This window comes from Nocardia sp. NPDC051030, assembly GCF_040683015.1.
Taxonomy (GTDB): domain Bacteria; phylum Actinomycetota; class Actinomycetes; order Mycobacteriales; family Mycobacteriaceae; genus Nocardia.
On sequence record NZ_JBFBCD010000001.1, the window covers coordinates 634099 to 650387 of the forward strand.

Below are 16289 nucleotides of genomic sequence, written 5' to 3' on the forward strand. Positions count from 1 at the left end.
TTGGTTCTGTCCCTTACTTGGCGGCGGCCAGTTCGGCGGCCTTGTCGGCGCCTTCGTCCATGGTCTGAGCGAGAGTCACCAGCGGGTGGTTGAAGTCGGCGAGGATCTTGCGGCCCTCTTCGACCTTGTTGCCGTCGAGACGGACGACCAGCGGCTTGGAGGCCGTGGCACCCAGGGTCTGCAGAGCGCCGACGATGCCGTTCGCGACCGCGTCACAGGCGGTGATGCCGCCGAAGACGTTGACGAACACGGACTTGACCTGAGCGTCGCCCAGGATGACGTCGAGGCCGGCGGCCATGACGGCAGCCGAAGCGCCGCCACCGATGTCGAGGAAGTTGGCGGGCTTGACGCCGCTGTGGTTCTCACCGGCGTAGGCGACGACGTCCAGGGTCGACATGACCAGACCGGCGCCATTGCCGATGATGCCGACCTCGCCGTCGAGCTTGACGTAGTTGAGGTCGTTCTCCTTGGCCTTGAGCTCCAGCGGATCGGTCGCGTCGATGTCCGCGAAGGCGGCGTGATCGGCGTGGCGGAACTCGGCGTTCTCGTCCAGGGTGACCTTGCCGTCGAGGGCGAGGATCTCGTCATTGGGGGTGCGAACCAGCGGGTTGACCTCCACCAGGGTGGCGTCCTCCTTGACGAACACCTCCCACAGCTTCTGGATGGTCACGGCCGCGGCGTCGAGCACCTCGGCGGGCAGGTGGCCCTGCTCGGCGATGGAGCGGGCGAAGGCGAGATCGACACCCTTGACGGCGTCGACGGCGACCTTGGCGAGGCGATCGGGGGAGTTGACCGCGACCTCCTCGATCTCCATGCCGCCTTCGACCGAGCACATGGCCAGGTAGGTGCGGTTGGAGCGATCGAGCAGGAAGGAGATGTAGTACTCCTCGGCGATGTCCTTCGCCTCGGCGACCAAGATCTTCTTGGTGATGTGGCCCTTGATGTCCAGGCCCAGGATGTTCTGGGCGTGGGTGAACGCGTCATCCGGGGTGGCGGCGTACTTCACGCCACCGGCCTTGCCGCGGCCACCGACCTTGACCTGCGACTTGATCATTACGGGCTTGCCGATTTCCTCGGCGATCGCTCGCGCTTCCTCTGCCGTGTCGGTGACGCGGCCCTCCGACGAAGGCACTCCGTGCTTCACGAAGAGTTCCTTCGCCTGATATTCGAAGAGATCCATGTACTCACCGTCTCGTCTGCGTTGTTGTGACAACGTCTGGGTTGGCGGCCCGTTGTCGGCCCCGTAGCGACTGCGTGCAGGTCGCTCGAAAAGGCCAGCGGGTCGGGTCGGACTCTAATCAGTCACACGAAGCCGAAATCAGCCGCATACAGCCTAAGTGGCGCAGGTCACGGTACTGTCTCCGTGCTCCCAAAACCGCAGCGTAAGGCTACTCGCGAGTAGCTTGTTGACGCCGAGCCAGGTAGACCACAGGAATCCCGGAGAGTGATACCGACTACTACATAACGTCGTTGACAAAGCTCACTTGGATACCCCAAGCACAGTGAGTAGATTCCTGGCGGCAAGGTGATGAATGTCACACGTTTGCGCCGAACCAGGTCCATCGCTTGCTGACCCGCAATCGTTTCGTTACCGTCGATGCGGTCGATGTCACAACCCGGTCACGACAGGAGGACGGCAGGCTTGACGCAGCACAGCGCTCCGCAGGTGAAGAGCCGCTCCGGCTTCAGTATTGAAGAGAACGGCGCGTCGGCTTTGCAGAACTCCGAGGGTCAGCTCCGATGAGCGACGATCCCTTCTCCTCGCCCCACGGCGCCCGCCACGGCCACCGTTACCGTGAGGACTCCGAAAACGCTGGTGGCGCCACCTATTTCGACGCCCCCCAGACCACCCGCTCCAATGTGTCGCACGGCGACTGGGACGGCGCGCGGTCCTGGGACGCCGGACAGTCATGGGACGCGCCCGCCGAGAATGCCTGGAACGGCGATCAATGGCAGCCGCAGCAGAATTGGGAACCGCAGTCCGAGTGGAACTCCGCTCCTGCCGACTCCTGGAACGACAATGGCCCCCACACGGATGGCTGGGCCGCCCCCAACCCGAGCGACTGGGCGCACCAGTCGCGGGTGAACTGGGATCCCACCGCCGACCCGTCGCCCTCCGGCGACTACCGGCCGGTCTACAGCTTCCGGTCCGCCAGTGGCGAAAAACTTCAGTTCTCCGGTGACGGGGCACGCCTCGATCAGCCGGAGCCCGAGAAGGATTCCGACACGCCGCGCCCGACCCGCTCGGGCAGCCGTCGCCGTTCGGGTGGCGCACACCGCCTTCCAGCTCCGCCCGCCGCACTGAAGGGCCGCGCCGCCGTGGTGGCCGTCGCCGCCGGTGCCGTGGTCGCCGCGGGACAGGCCGGTATCGAATCCAGCACCACCCCGGCCGACAATGTCGACTTCCAGGCCGCGGCTCAGGTCAAGGACATCGCGGGCAATGAGACCATCGCCCTCGACAGCTCCGGCTCGCCGCAGGTCCTGGGCGCGACCGGCGCACCGAATATCGACCAGTTCAACGACATCCTGCAAAAGGGCCAGAAGTACGCGGCCGATATCGCCGCCGCCGAATCCGCGAAACTGCGCCCACTGTGGACCAAGTTCGCGAACGGCAACTTCACCTCCGGCTTCGGCATCCGCTGGGGCGTCCAGCATCTGGGCGTCGACGTGGCGGCCCCTATCGGCACCCCGATCTACGCGGTCGCCGACGCCACGGTTTTGGAAGCCGGTCCCGCATCAGGTTTCGGCATGTGGGTGCGACTGCTTCACGATGACGGCACTGTCACCATCTACGGCCACATCGACACGGCTGTCGTTTCGGCGGGCCAGCGCGTCATCGCCGGAGACCAGATCGCCACAGTCGGCAACCGAGGCTTCTCGACCGGCCCCCACTGCCACTTCGAGGTCTGGCTCAATGGCGTCGACAAGATCGACCCGTTGCCCTGGCTGGCTTCCCGCGGTATCTCGCTCGGTATCCAGCGCGACTGACCATCAATCCAGCGCTAACCCCTTGCCCGGCTCGGCCTTCGGCCATCGCCGGTAATTACTGCACCGGTCAAAAACACCGACTCAGGCAGCTCGTGACCGAAGCGCACGGCAATACGGATATTGCGTGGTGGCGTCGCGTGCCGTACCCGGCTTGAGCTCCCCCTTTGGGAGCCGTTACCTCTCGTCCCGGCCTGGCTGAAAGGTTGTGGTCCCGTTCCGGGACCAAACCCCAAAAGACAAGAGATGAAAGACAAAAGACAAGGGCGCCCGGACGAGAAAGAGATGAAAAGACTCGAGAACAAGACTCGAAACACTCAGTAGGAGCCGGGGCGAGACCGGGTATCGGCGTGTCGCAGCGTGTCGGCCTGGCCTGTTCATCGAGGGGGGACATGAGCCGGGTTTTGTCCGTTTAGACCAGCCTAATGTCCCTCCTGAACGTGTTCTACCCGAGTTGATCTTGTTCTTGTCTCTCTTCTTGTCCAGGCGCCCTTGTCTTTTCATCTCTTGTCTTTTGTTGTTGGTCCCGGAACGGGACCACAGCCATCCAGCCAGGCCGGGACGAGAGAAGGCGGGTCCTGACTGGGGAGCCAACGCCGGGTACGGCAGACGACGCCACCACGCAATATCCGTACTGCCGTGCGCTTTGGGCACGAGCTTCCCGAGACGTGTTTCTGACCGGTGCGGTAAATGAAAGCGATGGCCGAAGGCCGAGCCGTCAGATCTCCTATCGAGAACCGTTCTCACGCTGGGCTTCACGCTTGGCGCGAGCCATCCGCACCAGATAGATCGGCGTGGGTGGGACCCAGCCGAGTTGGGTGGCTTGGCCCAGGTCGTCACGGTTCGCCCAGTGCTCGATGATTTTTCCGTCTGCGATTCGCTGCCAGTGAGTTTGGGTGACGGCGAAGGTTTTTCCGGTGGGCGGGAAGACTTGGTCCACTTCGCCTTCGGCGTTGTAGACGACGAAGGGGCCGATGTGGCGGCCGTGCATGATCGTGTGCAGGGCGACCAGATCTCCGGTGACCGCGGCGGCTTCCACGGTGTGGTGGAAGTCCCCGAAAGCGGCGTGTAGCCAGCGGGCTGATTCGTAGAATGCTTCGGGGCCCTTGCCGCGCGCGCTGGGCGGTTCGGTGGCCGCTTCCCGGTTGAACGCATCGGGGTGAATTACCTCATCGAAGTCGGTGCGCTCCCCTACCGCCATCATGTGGAGCGCGCGTTCGGCGAGGGCTCGTGCGGTGTCGGCGGTGCTATCCATGGGAAACCTCACGGTTGGATTCGGTCGGACCGCTTCCGATTATGGACCGCGTGTTAGCGTCACGGCATGCTGAACCGGGATGTGAAGCACCGCTGGGTGACTCTGTTCCAGCGGAATATCGGGAATCCGATCTTGGGGCGATTGCCGATTCAGACACTGCTGGAGACGATCGGGCGGGTGAGTGGGGAGCCTCGGATTACGCCGATCGGGGGGCGGCGGAGTGAGGGGGCGTTCTGGTTCGTGTCCGAGTTCGGGGAGAAGTCTCAGTATGTGCGGAACATCCTGGCGGACAATCGGGTTCGGCTTCGGATTCGGGGTCACTGGTACAGCGGGACTGCTCACCTGATGCCGGAGGATGATCCGGTGGCGCGCCTGAAACGGTTGCCGCGCGCAAACAGCACGGGCGTACGGACGTTCGGAACCGACCTGCTCACCATCCGAGTCGATCTGGACTGACCCGCCGAGTTCGCAGGCCTACTCGACAGTTGCAGGCCTTACAAGGCCTGCAACTGTCGGTAAGGCCTGCGAACTCGGTCAGAGCTTGACGAGGGTGCGGCTATAGGAGGGGATCAGGCGGATTTTGCCTGCGGTGCCGAAATCTATTGTCACCGTGGCTAATGCGCCGAAGCCTTCGGCGGCTACTACTCGGCCGAGGCCGTATTTGTCGTCGCTTACTCGGTCGCCTACCGCTAGGACGAGGCCGCTGTTGTTGCGTTTGCCGGTGCCGCCTGCGGCGGAGGGGGCGGGGCGGCGTTCGCCGCGGACGCCGGGGCGCGGCTCGGAGGACCAGCTGTCGCGGGTCCAATCTCGGTCCAGGCCTTCGTCTTCGCCTCGGCGGCGCATGCCTCGGCCGCCCTGGGAGGAGGTGGGTTCGAGGCGGCGCCAGTCCATGAGGTGGCCGGGGATCTCTTGCAGGAAGCGGGATTCCGGGTTGGAGACGGGCTGGCCCCAGCCGGAGCGGACGACCGCGCGGGAGAGGTAGAGACGCTTGCGGGCGCGGGTGATGCCGACGTAGGCGAGGCGGCGTTCCTCGGCGAGTTCGGTGGGGTCGCCCAGGGCGCGCATATGCGGGAATTGGCCGTCTTCCCAGCCCGTGACGAAGACGACGGGGAATTCGAGGCCCTTGGCGGTGTGCAGGGTCATCAAAGTGACCACGCCGCTGCCCTCCGCGGGGATCTGGTCGGCGTCGGCCACGAGGGAGACACGTTCCAGGAAGGCGGCGAGGGAGCCGGGCTCGGGTTCGCCTTCGGCGGCCTCGGGGATGATGCCCTCGGCCTCGGCGGCCTCCACATTGTTGCGGGCCTCGGAACTGAATTCGCGGGCGACGCTGACCAATTCATTCAGGTTGTCCAGGCGCGCACCGTCCTGCGGGTCGTCGGACATCTCGAGTTCGGTGCGGTAGCCGGTGCGATCCAGGACCGCTTCGACCGTCGCGCCGACATCGGGGAAGTCGAGATCCTCCTGGATACCCGCCGCGCGGATCTCGCCGAGCAGGTCCATGAAACCGGCGATGGCACGCTGGGCGCGCGTGTTGAGCAGCGCCACCTTGCCGTCGGCCGCATCCCGAAGCGCCTGTGCGAAGCCGATATTGCGTTGTTCGGCGTGCACGGCGACGCAGGCCTCGGCGCGGTCGCCGATGCCGCGGCGCGGGGTATTGAGGATGCGGCGCAGGCTCACCGCGTCGTCCGGATTCTCCAGGACGCGCAGGTAGGCGACGATGTCGCGGACTTCCTTGCGCTCGTAGAAGCGCACTCCGCCGACGACCTTGTAGGGCAGGCCCATGCGGATGAAGATTTCTTCCAGCGCCCGGGAGTTGTTGTTGGTGCGGTAGAAGACGGCGACGTCGTTGTAGTTGGCGTCGGCATTGTCGACCAGGCGGTCGATCTCGCGGGCCACGAACGAGGCCTCGTCGTGCTCATTGTCGGCGACGTAGCCGACGATGAGATCGCCGTCGCCCTGATCGGTCCACAGCTTCTTGTCGCGGCGGTTCTCATTGCGCGCGATGACGGCGTTGGCGGCGGCCAGGATGTGCTGGGTGGAGCGGTAGTTCTGTTCCAGCAGAATGGTTTCCGCATCCGGGAAGTCGCGCTCGAACTCCTCGATATTGCGGATGGTCGCGCCGCGGAAGGCGTAGATGGACTGATCGGCGTCACCGACCACGCACAGCTCGCTGGGCGGGACACGGTCCTCGGCGTCCTTCGGCAGGTGATAGCCGACCAGCTCGCGCACGAGGACGTACTGCGCGTGGTTGGTGTCCTGGTATTCGTCGACCATGACGTGCCGGAAACGCCGCCGGTAGTACTCGGCCACCTGCGGATGCCGTTGCAGCAGTGCGACGGTCTCGCCGATCAGATCGTCGAAGTCGAGGGCATTGGCCGCGCGCAACCGCCGCTGGTACTCGTCGTAGACCCTGGCGACGATGCGCGGGAGTTCGCTGTCCTCGGTCTCCGCGTCGGCGGCGGCCTGGGCGGCATCGATGAGCTCGTTCTTGAGATTCGAGATGGCGGTGGACAGCAGTCGCGGCGAGAACTTCTTGGCGTCGATGTCGAAATCGCGGGAGATCATGGCCAGCAGGCGGCGCGAATCGTCGGCGTCATAGATGGAGAAGTTGGTATTGAGACCGGCCACCAGCGAGGCCTGGGTACGCAGAATCCGCACGCAGCTGGAGTGGAAGGTGGACACCCACATGCTGGCCGCGCGCGGGCCGACCAGACCGGCGACGCGTTCGCGCATCTCGGCGGCGGCCTTATTGGTGAAGGTGATGGCCAGGATTTCGCCGGGGCGCACATCGCGGGCGGCGAGTAGATAGGCGATGCGGCGCGTCAGGACCGCGGTTTTGCCGGAGCCCGCGCCCGCCACGATCAGCAGCGGAGTGCCGCTGTGGGTCACCGCGGCGCGCTGTTGTGGATTGAGCCCCTCGAGCAGGGTTTGCTCGGTCTTCTTCTCGTCCTGTGCCACCGTCATGTTCATCGCCCATCCACGCTACCGGCGGGCACCGACAGGCCGCCCGTCGGATCGCACAGGTGTCCGAAACATGCCGGTCGAGCGAACCCCCGGTGACTCCAAAGCTTCGCAAAATACTCAGGAGATTCACAAATGAACCCGTTTTGCTCGAGTCACACTGCGTGGCACACTGGCCACATGACCGGCGCTCGGAGAACACGATGCACCTGAGCGCACCCACGGGGGGACAATGTAGGACCGAACAGGTCTGATTCTTGGTGAAGAACCGATCGGTAACGGGTCGGGCCCGCCTGCCGATCGAAGTTCTGGACCACGAGGAGTAAAAGTATGAGCATCTCGACGACGGGACAATCCGAGCCTGCCACCGGATCGGACGCCGCTACCGCCCTGCCCTCCGAGGCTGAGATCGACAAGCTGCGCAAAGAGATCGACAAGCTCGACGCCGAGATTCTCGCCGCCATCAAACGCCGGACCGAGGTCTCCCGCATCATCGGCCGCACCCGAATGGCCAATGGCGGACCGAAGCTGGTGCATTCCCGCGAGATGAAGGTACTCGAGCGATTCAGCGAGCTGGGCCAGGAGGGTCACACCCTCGCCATGCTCCTGCTACGTCTGGGTCGCGGCCGACTCGGCCACTGACAGATGTAACGCCGCGCACACCCCGCAACGATTCACGAGGGGTGCGCTGCCGCTGCTCGGCCTCGACCAGGCCGAACACGCAGACCCCATAGACTCGCGGCATTCGCAAGAATGCCGCTGCCCCCAGGCCGCCCCGGGTGATCCTTCACCCCGGGGCGGTGCTGTTTTTCCGGGACTTCTCCAGGTCAGGTCAGGGCGATGTACTTGGTGTCGAGGTACTCCTCGATGCCTTCGAAGCCGCCCTCGCGACCGAAGCCGGATTCCTTGACCCCGCCGAATGGTGCGGCCGGGTCGGAGATGACGCCGCGATTGACGCCGACCATGCCGGTCTCCAGGCCCTCGGCCACGCGCAGGGCGCGATCCAGGTTGCGCGTGTAAACGTATGCGACCAGGCCGAATTCGGTGTTGTTGGCGGCGGCGAGGCCCTCTTCCTCGGTGTCGAAGCCGACGATGGGGGCTACCGGGCCGAACACTTCCTCGCGCAGGATGCGGGCCTGCGCGGGGAGGTCGGTGAGCACGGTGGCCGGGTAGAACCAGCCGGACCCGCCGGGGGCCTTGCCGCCCAGCTCGACCTTCGCTCCTGCGGCGACCGCGTCCTCGACGAGTTCGCTCACGATGTCGAGCTGGTTCTCGTTGATGAGTGGGCCGAGGGTGGTCGCCGGATCGGTGCCGGGGCCGAGTTTGTATTCGGCCATGGCCGCGACCAGCTTTTCGGTGAATTCCTGGCGAACCGGATTCTGCACGTGGAAGCGGTTGGCGGCGGTGCAGGCCTCACCGCCATTGCGCAGTTTGGCGAGGACCGCGCCCTGGACGGCCGCATCGATATCGGCGTCGTCGAAGACCACGAAGGGTGCGTTGCCGCCGAGTTCCATGGAGGTGCGCAGCAGGCCGTGCGCGGAGGCCTCTACGAGCTTCTTGCCGACCGGGGTGGAGCCGGTGAAGGTGAGCTTGCGCAGCCGCGGATCGGTCAGCAGCGGTGCGGTGACGGCGCCGGAGTGACTGGTGGTGATGACCGACAGCACGCCGTCGGGCAGACCCGCCTCGCTGCACAGCTGGGCGAGCAGCAGCATGGTCAGCGGCGTCTCCCCCGCCGGTTTCACGATCATGGTGCAGCCCGCGGCGAGGGCGGGTCCGATCTTGCGGGTTCCCATGGCGAGCGGGAAGTTCCACGGCGTGATGGCCAGGCACGGCCCGACCGGCTGCTTGTGCACCAGGATGCGGCCGGTGCCGGCGGGTGCGGCCTGATAGCGGCCGTGGATGCGGACGGCTTCCTCGCTGAACCAGCGGAAGAATTCCGCGCCGTAGCGGACCTCATTGCGGCTCTCCGGCAGCGCCTTACCCATTTCGAGGGTCATGAGCAGGGCGAATTCCTCGGCGCGGGCGGTGATGGCCTCGAACACGGCACGCAGGATCTCGCCGCGCTGGCGGGCGGGGGTGGCGGCCCAGTCGGCCTGGGCCGCGGCGGCCGCGTCGAGGGCGCGGACGGCGTCCTCGGGGGTGGCGTCGGCGACGTTCGCGATGACCTCGCCGGTGGCCGGGTTGTGCACGGGGAAGGTCGCGCCGCCGGTGGCGTCCACCGGTCCGCCGATCCAGAGTTTTGTGGGAATGGACTCGAGTAGCTCAGCTTCGGTCACCATGTGAGCCAGCCTAGGCCGCAGGTACGGGGGCTGCCGAGGCTCTCGGTGAATCCGACGGCCGCCCTGAATCGGTCGTCCGAATACCGCGACTTACCGGGGTTACCTGCGGGTCGCATCCGGGGGTTGTAACCTCGGCGTACGTGAGCAGCGACATCACCGCATCGGCGGCCTGGCGGAAACTGCACGACCATCATGCCTCGATCGCCGGACGGCATCTGCGCGAATTCTTCGCCGAGGACCCCGAGCGCGGGCGTGAACTGACCGTGCAGGTGGGCGATCTGCATATCGACTACTCCAAGCATCGCGTGACCCGCGAGACCTTGGATCTGCTGGTCGAATTGGCGCATACGGCCGGAGTCGAGCAGCGCCGCGACGCCATGTTCGCGGGCGACCACATCAATACCTCCGAGGACCGCGCGGTCGAGCATGTGGCGTTGCGCGTGCCCGCCGGACAGACCGTCATGGTGGATGGCGAGGACGCGGGCGCGCAGGTGCACGAGGTGCTGCGCCGGATGGGCGAATTCACCGATGCGGTGCGCTCCGGGCACTGGCGCGGTGCGACGGGTGAGCGCATCACCACCGTGGTGAATATCGGCATCGGCGGCTCGGATCTGGGTCCGGCCATGGTGTATCTGGCATTGCGGCATTACGCCGATGCCGGGATCTCGGCGCGGTTCGTCTCGAATGTCGATCCGGCGGACCTGGTTTCGAAGCTGCACGGGTTGAACCCGGAGACGACACTATTCATCGTGGCGTCCAAGACCTTCTCGACGCTGGAGACGCTCACCAATGCGACGGCGGCCCGCCGCTGGCTGGTGGCCTCGCTCGGGGAGGGCGCTGTCGCAAAGCATTTCGTGGCGGTGTCCACGCATGCGCAGCGGGTGGCCGAGTTCGGGATCGATACCGCGAACATGTTCGGCTTCTGGGATTGGGTCGGCGGCCGGTATTCGGTGGATTCGGCCATCGGGCTGTCGGTGATGGCGGTGATCGGCAAGCAGCGGTTCGGCGAGTTCCTGGCCGGAATGCATACGGTGGACGAGCATTTCCGCACCACGCCGCTGGCCGAGAACGGTCCGGCGCTGCTGGGTCTGCTGGGTGTCTGGTATTCGAACTTCTTCGGCGCGCAGTCGCGGGCCGTGCTGCCGTATTCCAATGACCTGGCGCGTTTTCCGGCGTATCTGCAACAGCTGACCATGGAGTCGAACGGCAAGTCCGTGCACGCGGACGGCACCCCGGTGGCCAGTTCCACCGGTGAGATCTTCTGGGGCGAGCCGGGCACCAATGGCCAGCACGCCTTCTATCAGCTGCTGCATCAGGGCACCGTGCTGGTGCCCGCCGATTTCATCGGATTCGCCCGTCCCACCGACGATCTGCCCACCATCGACGGCACCGGCAGCATGCACGACATCCTGATGAGCAATCTGTTCGCCCAGACCAAGGTGCTGGCCTTCGGCAAGACAGCCGAGGAGATCGCCGCCGAGGGCACCGACCCGAAGCTGGTGCCGCACAAGGTGATGCCGGGCAATCGCCCCTCCACGGCGATTCTCGCGCCGCAGCTGACCCCGTCGGTTCTGGGCCAGCTGATCGCCCTTTACGAGCATCAGGTGTTCACCGAGGGTGCGATCTGGGGGATCGACAGCTTCGATCAGTGGGGCGTCGAACTGGGCAAGCAGCAGGCGCTCGCGGTCGCACCGCTGCTCACCGCCGCCGAAGATCCTGAGCCACAGGCGGATTCGTCCACCGACGCCCTGATCCGCTGGTACCGCAGCAATAAGCGCTGACCGGCGCATCCATACCCGTCATTTCGCTGCTTCGCACCGGGCGGCAGCTGAGGCTGAGCGGCGTTCCGGTGCGAACGCGGCCTGCCCCGCCAGGCCGCGCCTATCGAATTGCCAGGACCGCAGGGTGATTCGCGGCAGCCAGCCAAAGCCCGGGCCGAATCCGTCCATCCACGGCCACGGCCAGCCCCTCATAGGCCGCCGGAGCCGGAGCTGGCTCAGGCGATGCGGAGGCGGGCGAGTTCGACTCGGTTGCTGACGCCGAGTTTGGGGAAGGCCCGGTAGAGGTGGTGGCCAACGGTTTTCGGGCTCAGGAAGAGCTGGGCGGCGATTTCCTTGTTGGTGGCTCCGGTGGCGGCCAGGCGGACCACCTGGAGTTCCTGTGGTGTGAGTACGGCGGCCACGTCGTCTGTGGGTTCGGGTACGGTGCCTTCACCGGCGGCCCGGAGTTCGGTGCGGGCGTGTTCGGCCCAGGGGGCGGCCCCGAGGCGGTCGAAGGTGTCGAGGGCTTGGCGCAGGTGCGTGCGGGCCTCGTTCATGCGGCGCTCGCGGCGCAGCCAGCCGCCGTAGAACAGGGTGGTGCGGGCGTAGTCGTACCAGCGATCGGCGGTTTGGTGCAGGGCGATCGCCTCGGCGAGTAGTTCGCCGTCACCGCGGAGCATGCCCCGGCAGCTGAGCAGGAGTCCTTCGGCCCACGGGGTGTCGAGTGCGGCGGCCCATTCCTCGATTTCGGCCATGGCGGCGTCGGCGCGTTCGGGTTTGCGGAGCCGGACGGCGGCTTCCACCAGGTCGTTCAGCAGGTCGATCCAGTGGCCTCGGGCCATATCGATGGCGTGCAGCGCTTCCAGCCTGGTGAGTGCGTGTTCGTATCGGCCCGCGCCCAAATCGAGCAGGGCGAGCGCCCAGTCGAAGTGGGTGCTGTCGATGGCGTTGTAATCGCCCGGCGCGCTGCGCAGATTGCGTTCGGCGAGTTCTCGGCAGCGTTCCCCGTCGCCTTGCAGAGCGGCGACCAGGGCGAGCACCGCCTCGGCTCCGGCGACTCGGCCGGGTTGGCCGATATCGGCTGCTATGCGGGCGGATTGGACGGCGGTGATCTCGGCTTCCCGCAGCCTGCCCATGATCAGTTCGGCGGTGGCGAGGGTGCAGCCGACCGCCGGGTACCAGCCGATCATGCCGCGGTCGCGCACCATATCGGCGAGTTCCACCAAATGCTCACGCGCAATGGACATATCGCCGATCAGGGCGGCCTGCAAGGCCAGAGCCAGTCGCAGCGAGATCATTTCGAGCGGCACGAAGCGGCTGAGTTCGACATTCGCCCGGATGAGCGCGATTCCCTCGGCGATCTGCCCGTCGATCAGCATGATCGGGCCGCGAATGGCCGATATCGGCAGCGTCAGTTCATTGCTGTCCAGTGCGAGCAGGCGATCGTAGGAGACATGGCAGGCGACCGCGTCGCCCGCGGTGAAGGCGACGCGTCCCGCTTCGATCAAATACCATGCGGCGCGCTCAGGTTCGAGTTCGGCGACCTGATCGGCGGCCTCGATCATGAGCAGGTTGGCCCGGCGCAGCGAGCCGTGCTCGAATTCGATGAGGCCGCGCGTGCCGAGCACCCGGGACCGCTCGCAGGGGCCCAGCGGCAGCTGTTCGGCCGCGGCGGCGAGCCGCAGCGCGCGTTCGGTGTGCCCGGCCTCGCCTGCGGTTTCCACGGCGAGCACCAGGCGGCGCGCCCGTGCGGCCGGATCGGGGGTGAGCCGGGCCGCGCGTTCCAGGGCGGCGGCGGCCGCGGCGTGCCCGGTGCGTTCGCGCGCCTGTTCGGCGGCGGATTCCAGGGCGGCGGCGACGGTTTCGTCGGGTCCGGTGCTGGCGGCGGCGAGATGCCAGGCGGCGCGCACCGGATTGTCGGCGAGCACGGTGGCGATGGCGGCGTGCACCGCGAGGCGCTGGGTGAACGAGGAGCTGTGATAGGCGGCGGAACGTTTGAGCGGATGCCGGAAGGTCAGGTTCTGCCCAGTGATCGACACCATATTCGCGTTCTCGGCGATGGCGAGGTCCTCGGCGGAGTAGCCGAGCAGGTGCAGTGTCCGCAACACCAGGTCGAGGTCGCCGGTCTCCTCGGCGGCGACCACCAGCATGGCCATGCGGGCGGCTTCGCCGAGTTCGTCGATCTGCCGTTCGTAGCCGGTTTGCAGCCGCCGGGGCAGCGGGAGCGGTTCGGCGGGTGAGGCGTCCCGGTTCATGCGCGGGAATTCCATGAGCGCCAGGGGGTTTCCGGCGGCGTCGCCGAGCACCCGGGCCCGCTGGTCCGAGCTGAGCGCGGGCCAGCGTTCACCGAGCAGGGCGGCGGCGGAGTTGGCGTCGAGTGGGCCGAGGCGGAGTTCGGGCAGGCCGTGCGGTTCGAAGTCGCGGCGGCCCGCGAAGAGCATGACGATGCCTTCCGCGCCGAGCCGCCGGGCGGCGAATTGCAGGGCGTCGGAGGAGGACTGGTCCAGCCATTGTGCGTCGTCGATGAGGCAGAGCACCGGTCCCTCGGCGGAGAGTTCGGCCAGCAGTGTGAGGGTGGCGACACCGATCAGGAAGCGGTCCGCGCCGTCGGCCCGGCACAGTCCGAGCGCGCCGCCGAGCGCCTTGAACTGGGGTTCGGGCAGCTGGTCGATGCGGTCGAGGGCCGGGCCGAGCAGCAGGTGCAGTCCCGCGAAGGGCAGCTCGGATTCGGTTTCCACGCCGGAGCATCGGAGTATCCGCCAGCCCGTATCGGCCTGCTCCGCGGCGGCGTTCAGCAGCGCGGACTTGCCTTCGCCCGGCTCCGCGGTGATGGCCAGCGCGGCGCTGCGACCGTTCCGCGCGGCACCGAGCAGGGTTCCGATCTGCTGCATTTCTCGAGAACGCCCGTACAGCACATGCGACAACCTATGTCCCGCGCCGCACTTCAGCAAACGAGTTCAGCTGGTGTGGCGGCAGAGCACGTCGTAGGCGCGGAAAACGTCCTCCGGGAACACCAGGATGTTGAAGCAGTTCGCCCTACCTTGGCCCCGCACCGTGGTAGCCCGCACGCCGTAGGCATAAAGCATCTGCCGGACAGTGCGGGCGGCACCCTCGTTCAGCACGGTGGCCGCTGGGACCAGCAGGCCGTACTCCCGTTCAGGACGCGCATAGAGCCGCGTTCTGAGTCGCCGACTTGCGCCGACGGCGTTGGCCTGCAGCCCGTGTGCTGCAGGTCTTCCCGTGGCGATACCCGTTGCCTGCGTCACGCGGGTCTTACGCGGGTTTCCAGCGGGCATTTTTTCCGTCCCGACGCAACTCGCCGCGGACGTGGCTTGGCTTCCGCTATGCCCGCTGCTCAGCGGATCGCAAAGAAATCCCCGACGACATAGATTCGCAATCCAGCGGCCGGTCATGACCGGCTCCCGGTGTCCTGCTTGGCCTTCAGCATCTCGAGCTGCGCCTGCTCCTCGTGATGATGCTGTTCCGCCAGCAAGTCACGTTCGGCTTCGGGGTAGGCGCGCAGGAACGAGCCCTCACCGGGTTTGCCCGCGGAGCCGAGCTTGTTCATCTTCTTCGGCACGGCCGCGCCCTGGTATTCGAGGGGAATCGGGTGGCCGTGTGCGTCGACGGGTCCGAGCGACTGATGCACTTCGATGTATTCGCCGTGCGGGAGCCGCTTGATGATGCCGGTTTCGATGCCGTGTTCCAGTACCGCGCGGTCGCTGCGTTGCAGGCCGAGGCAGAATCGGTAGGCGATGGCGTAGGCCAGCGGCGGCGCGAGCAGCAGCGCGATGCGGAAGAACCAGGTCGTGGCATTGAGCGAGACGTGGAATTGCAGCGCGATGATGTCGTTCACGCAGGCCAGGGTCAGCACCAGGTAGAAGGCGAGGGCCATGGCTCCGATTCCGGTGCGCACCGGCACATCTCGGGGTCGTTGCAGCAGATTGTGGTGGGCGGTGTCCTTGGTGAGGCGCTTCTCGATCCACGGATAGATCGGGATCACCACCAGGACCAGGCCCATGACGAGCGCCACCCAGAACGCGGCGGGAATGGTGTAGCCGCCGAGGTAGATCTCCCAGGCGGGCATGAGCCGGGCCAGGCCGTCGGTCCACATCATGTAGAAGTCGGGTTGCGAACCGGCCGACACCTGTGCGGGGTTGTAGGGGCCGAGATCCCAGATCGGGTTGATCTGGAACAGCCCGCCCATGACCGCGAGGGTGCCGAGGGTGAAGGCGAAGAACGCGCCCTGATCCAGGGAGAACACCGGAATGATGCGCGCGCCCACCACATTCCGCTCGGTGCGCGCGGGTCCGGGGAACTGGGTGTGCTTCTGGTACCAGACCAGCAGGATATGGGTGGCGATGAGCGCCAGCATGATTCCGGGGAACAGCAGCACATGGGTGATGTAGAGCCGCGGAATCAGTACGTGGCCGGGGAATTCGTCGCCGAACAGGAAGAAGTGCGTCCAGGTGCCGATGATCGGGACGCTCATGGTGATGCCGCCCAGCGGAGCGCGCAGGCCGGTGCCCGAGAGCAGATCGTCGGGCAGCGAATAGCCGAAGTAGCCCTCGAACATGGCCAGGATCAACAGGACCGAGCCGACCACCCAGGTGGCCTCGCGCGGACGCCGGAACGCGCCGGTGAAGAACACCCGCATCATGTGGATGATGATCGAGGCCGCGAATAGGAGCGCGGACCAGTGGTGCACCTGCCGGACGAAGAGTCCGCCGCGGGTTTCGAAGGAGATGTCGAGGACGCTCTTGTAGGCGGCCGACATCTGGACCCCGCGCAGCGGCTGGTACGCGCCGTCGTAGACGACCTCGCTCATGGACGGGTCGAAGAACAGGGTCAGGTACACCCCGGACAGCAGCAGGATGATGAAGGTGTACAGGGCGATCTCGCCGAGCAGGAATGACCAGTGCGTCGGGAACACCTTGTTGATGGAACGTTTCACGCCCGCCGCGAGGTGGTATCGCTCATCTGCCGCGTCGGCGTGCTTGGCCGCGGTGGTGCTCATACCGCACCGCCGTGGTCTCGAATCGCGTTGCG

Annotated in this window: 11 protein-coding genes; 4 read left to right on the forward strand and 7 right to left on the reverse strand. The window is 66.3% G+C overall.

The annotated features are described in order from the left end of the window. Positions 1–13 precede the first annotated feature (13 nt). Positions 14–1180, reverse strand: coding sequence for an ADP-forming succinate--CoA ligase subunit beta (gene sucC, locus AB0N05_RS02945; protein ID WP_364686802.1), 1167 nt, complete (start codon positions 1178–1180; stop codon positions 14–16). A 560-nt stretch (positions 1181–1740) separates the two neighbouring features. Between sucC and AB0N05_RS02950 the strand changes: the two genes are divergently transcribed. Next, positions 1741–2988 carry a M23 family metallopeptidase gene (locus tag AB0N05_RS02950; protein ID WP_364686805.1) on the forward strand — a complete coding sequence of 416 codons (1248 nt, stop codon included), beginning with the start codon at positions 1741–1743 and terminating at the stop codon, positions 2986–2988. 724 nt (positions 2989–3712) lie between these two features. Here AB0N05_RS02950 and AB0N05_RS02955 read toward each other — a convergent pair. Then, positions 3713–4240: an ester cyclase gene (locus AB0N05_RS02955; protein WP_364686808.1), complete on the reverse strand. Its 528-nt coding sequence runs from the start codon at positions 4238–4240 to the stop codon at positions 3713–3715. Positions 4241–4306: 66 nt separating this feature from the next. Between AB0N05_RS02955 and AB0N05_RS02960 the strand changes: the two genes are divergently transcribed. After that, the gene (locus AB0N05_RS02960) at positions 4307–4696 is read left to right on the forward strand and encodes a nitroreductase/quinone reductase family protein (RefSeq protein WP_364686811.1); all 390 of its coding nucleotides are present in this window, start codon (positions 4307–4309) and stop codon (positions 4694–4696) included. Between the two features lie 78 nt (positions 4697–4774). Here the strand turns inward: AB0N05_RS02960 and pcrA are convergent, their stop codons facing one another. Then, positions 4775–7210 (reverse strand): DNA helicase PcrA, encoded by a 2436-nt coding sequence (pcrA, locus tag AB0N05_RS02965; RefSeq protein ID WP_364686814.1) that lies wholly within the window; start codon positions 7208–7210, stop codon positions 4775–4777. A gap of 321 nt (positions 7211–7531) precedes the next feature. Here pcrA and AB0N05_RS02970 point away from each other — a divergent pair, with 321 nt between their 5' ends. Continuing rightward, a complete protein-coding gene (locus AB0N05_RS02970; RefSeq protein WP_364686818.1) occupies positions 7532–7843 on the forward strand; it encodes a chorismate mutase in 312 nt (103 codons plus the stop codon). 185 nt (positions 7844–8028) lie between these two features. On the opposite strand, the gene AB0N05_RS02975 is transcribed toward AB0N05_RS02970, so the two are convergent. After that, positions 8029–9480 (reverse strand): NAD-dependent succinate-semialdehyde dehydrogenase, encoded by a 1452-nt coding sequence (locus AB0N05_RS02975; RefSeq protein WP_364686821.1) that lies wholly within the window; start codon positions 9478–9480, stop codon positions 8029–8031. A gap of 140 nt (positions 9481–9620) precedes the next feature. On the opposite strand from AB0N05_RS02975, the gene pgi reads away from it, so the two are divergent. Further along, on the forward strand, positions 9621–11261 hold the full coding sequence (gene pgi / locus AB0N05_RS02980; RefSeq protein WP_364686824.1) for a glucose-6-phosphate isomerase: 1641 nt from the start codon (positions 9621–9623) through the stop codon (positions 11259–11261). Positions 11262–11476: 215 nt separating this feature from the next. Here the strand turns inward: pgi and AB0N05_RS02985 are convergent, their stop codons facing one another. Genes AB0N05_RS02985 through AB0N05_RS02995 form a run of 3 tightly spaced genes read right to left on the reverse strand, consistent with a single transcriptional unit; the run spans position 11477 to position 16257 of the window. Beyond that, positions 11477–14155 (reverse strand): LuxR C-terminal-related transcriptional regulator, encoded by a 2679-nt coding sequence (locus tag AB0N05_RS02985; RefSeq protein ID WP_364686827.1) that lies wholly within the window; start codon positions 14153–14155, stop codon positions 11477–11479. 42 nt (positions 14156–14197) lie between these two features. Continuing rightward, complete coding sequence (locus AB0N05_RS02990; RefSeq protein WP_364686830.1) at positions 14198–14653, reverse strand: hypothetical protein; 456 nt, start codon at positions 14651–14653, stop codon at positions 14198–14200. Then, positions 14650–16257, reverse strand: coding sequence for a cytochrome bc complex cytochrome b subunit (locus tag AB0N05_RS02995; protein WP_364686833.1), 1608 nt, complete (start codon positions 16255–16257; stop codon positions 14650–14652). Before AB0N05_RS02995 ends, AB0N05_RS02990 begins: the two co-directional genes overlap by 4 nt. Positions 16258–16289: the final 32 nt, after the last annotated feature.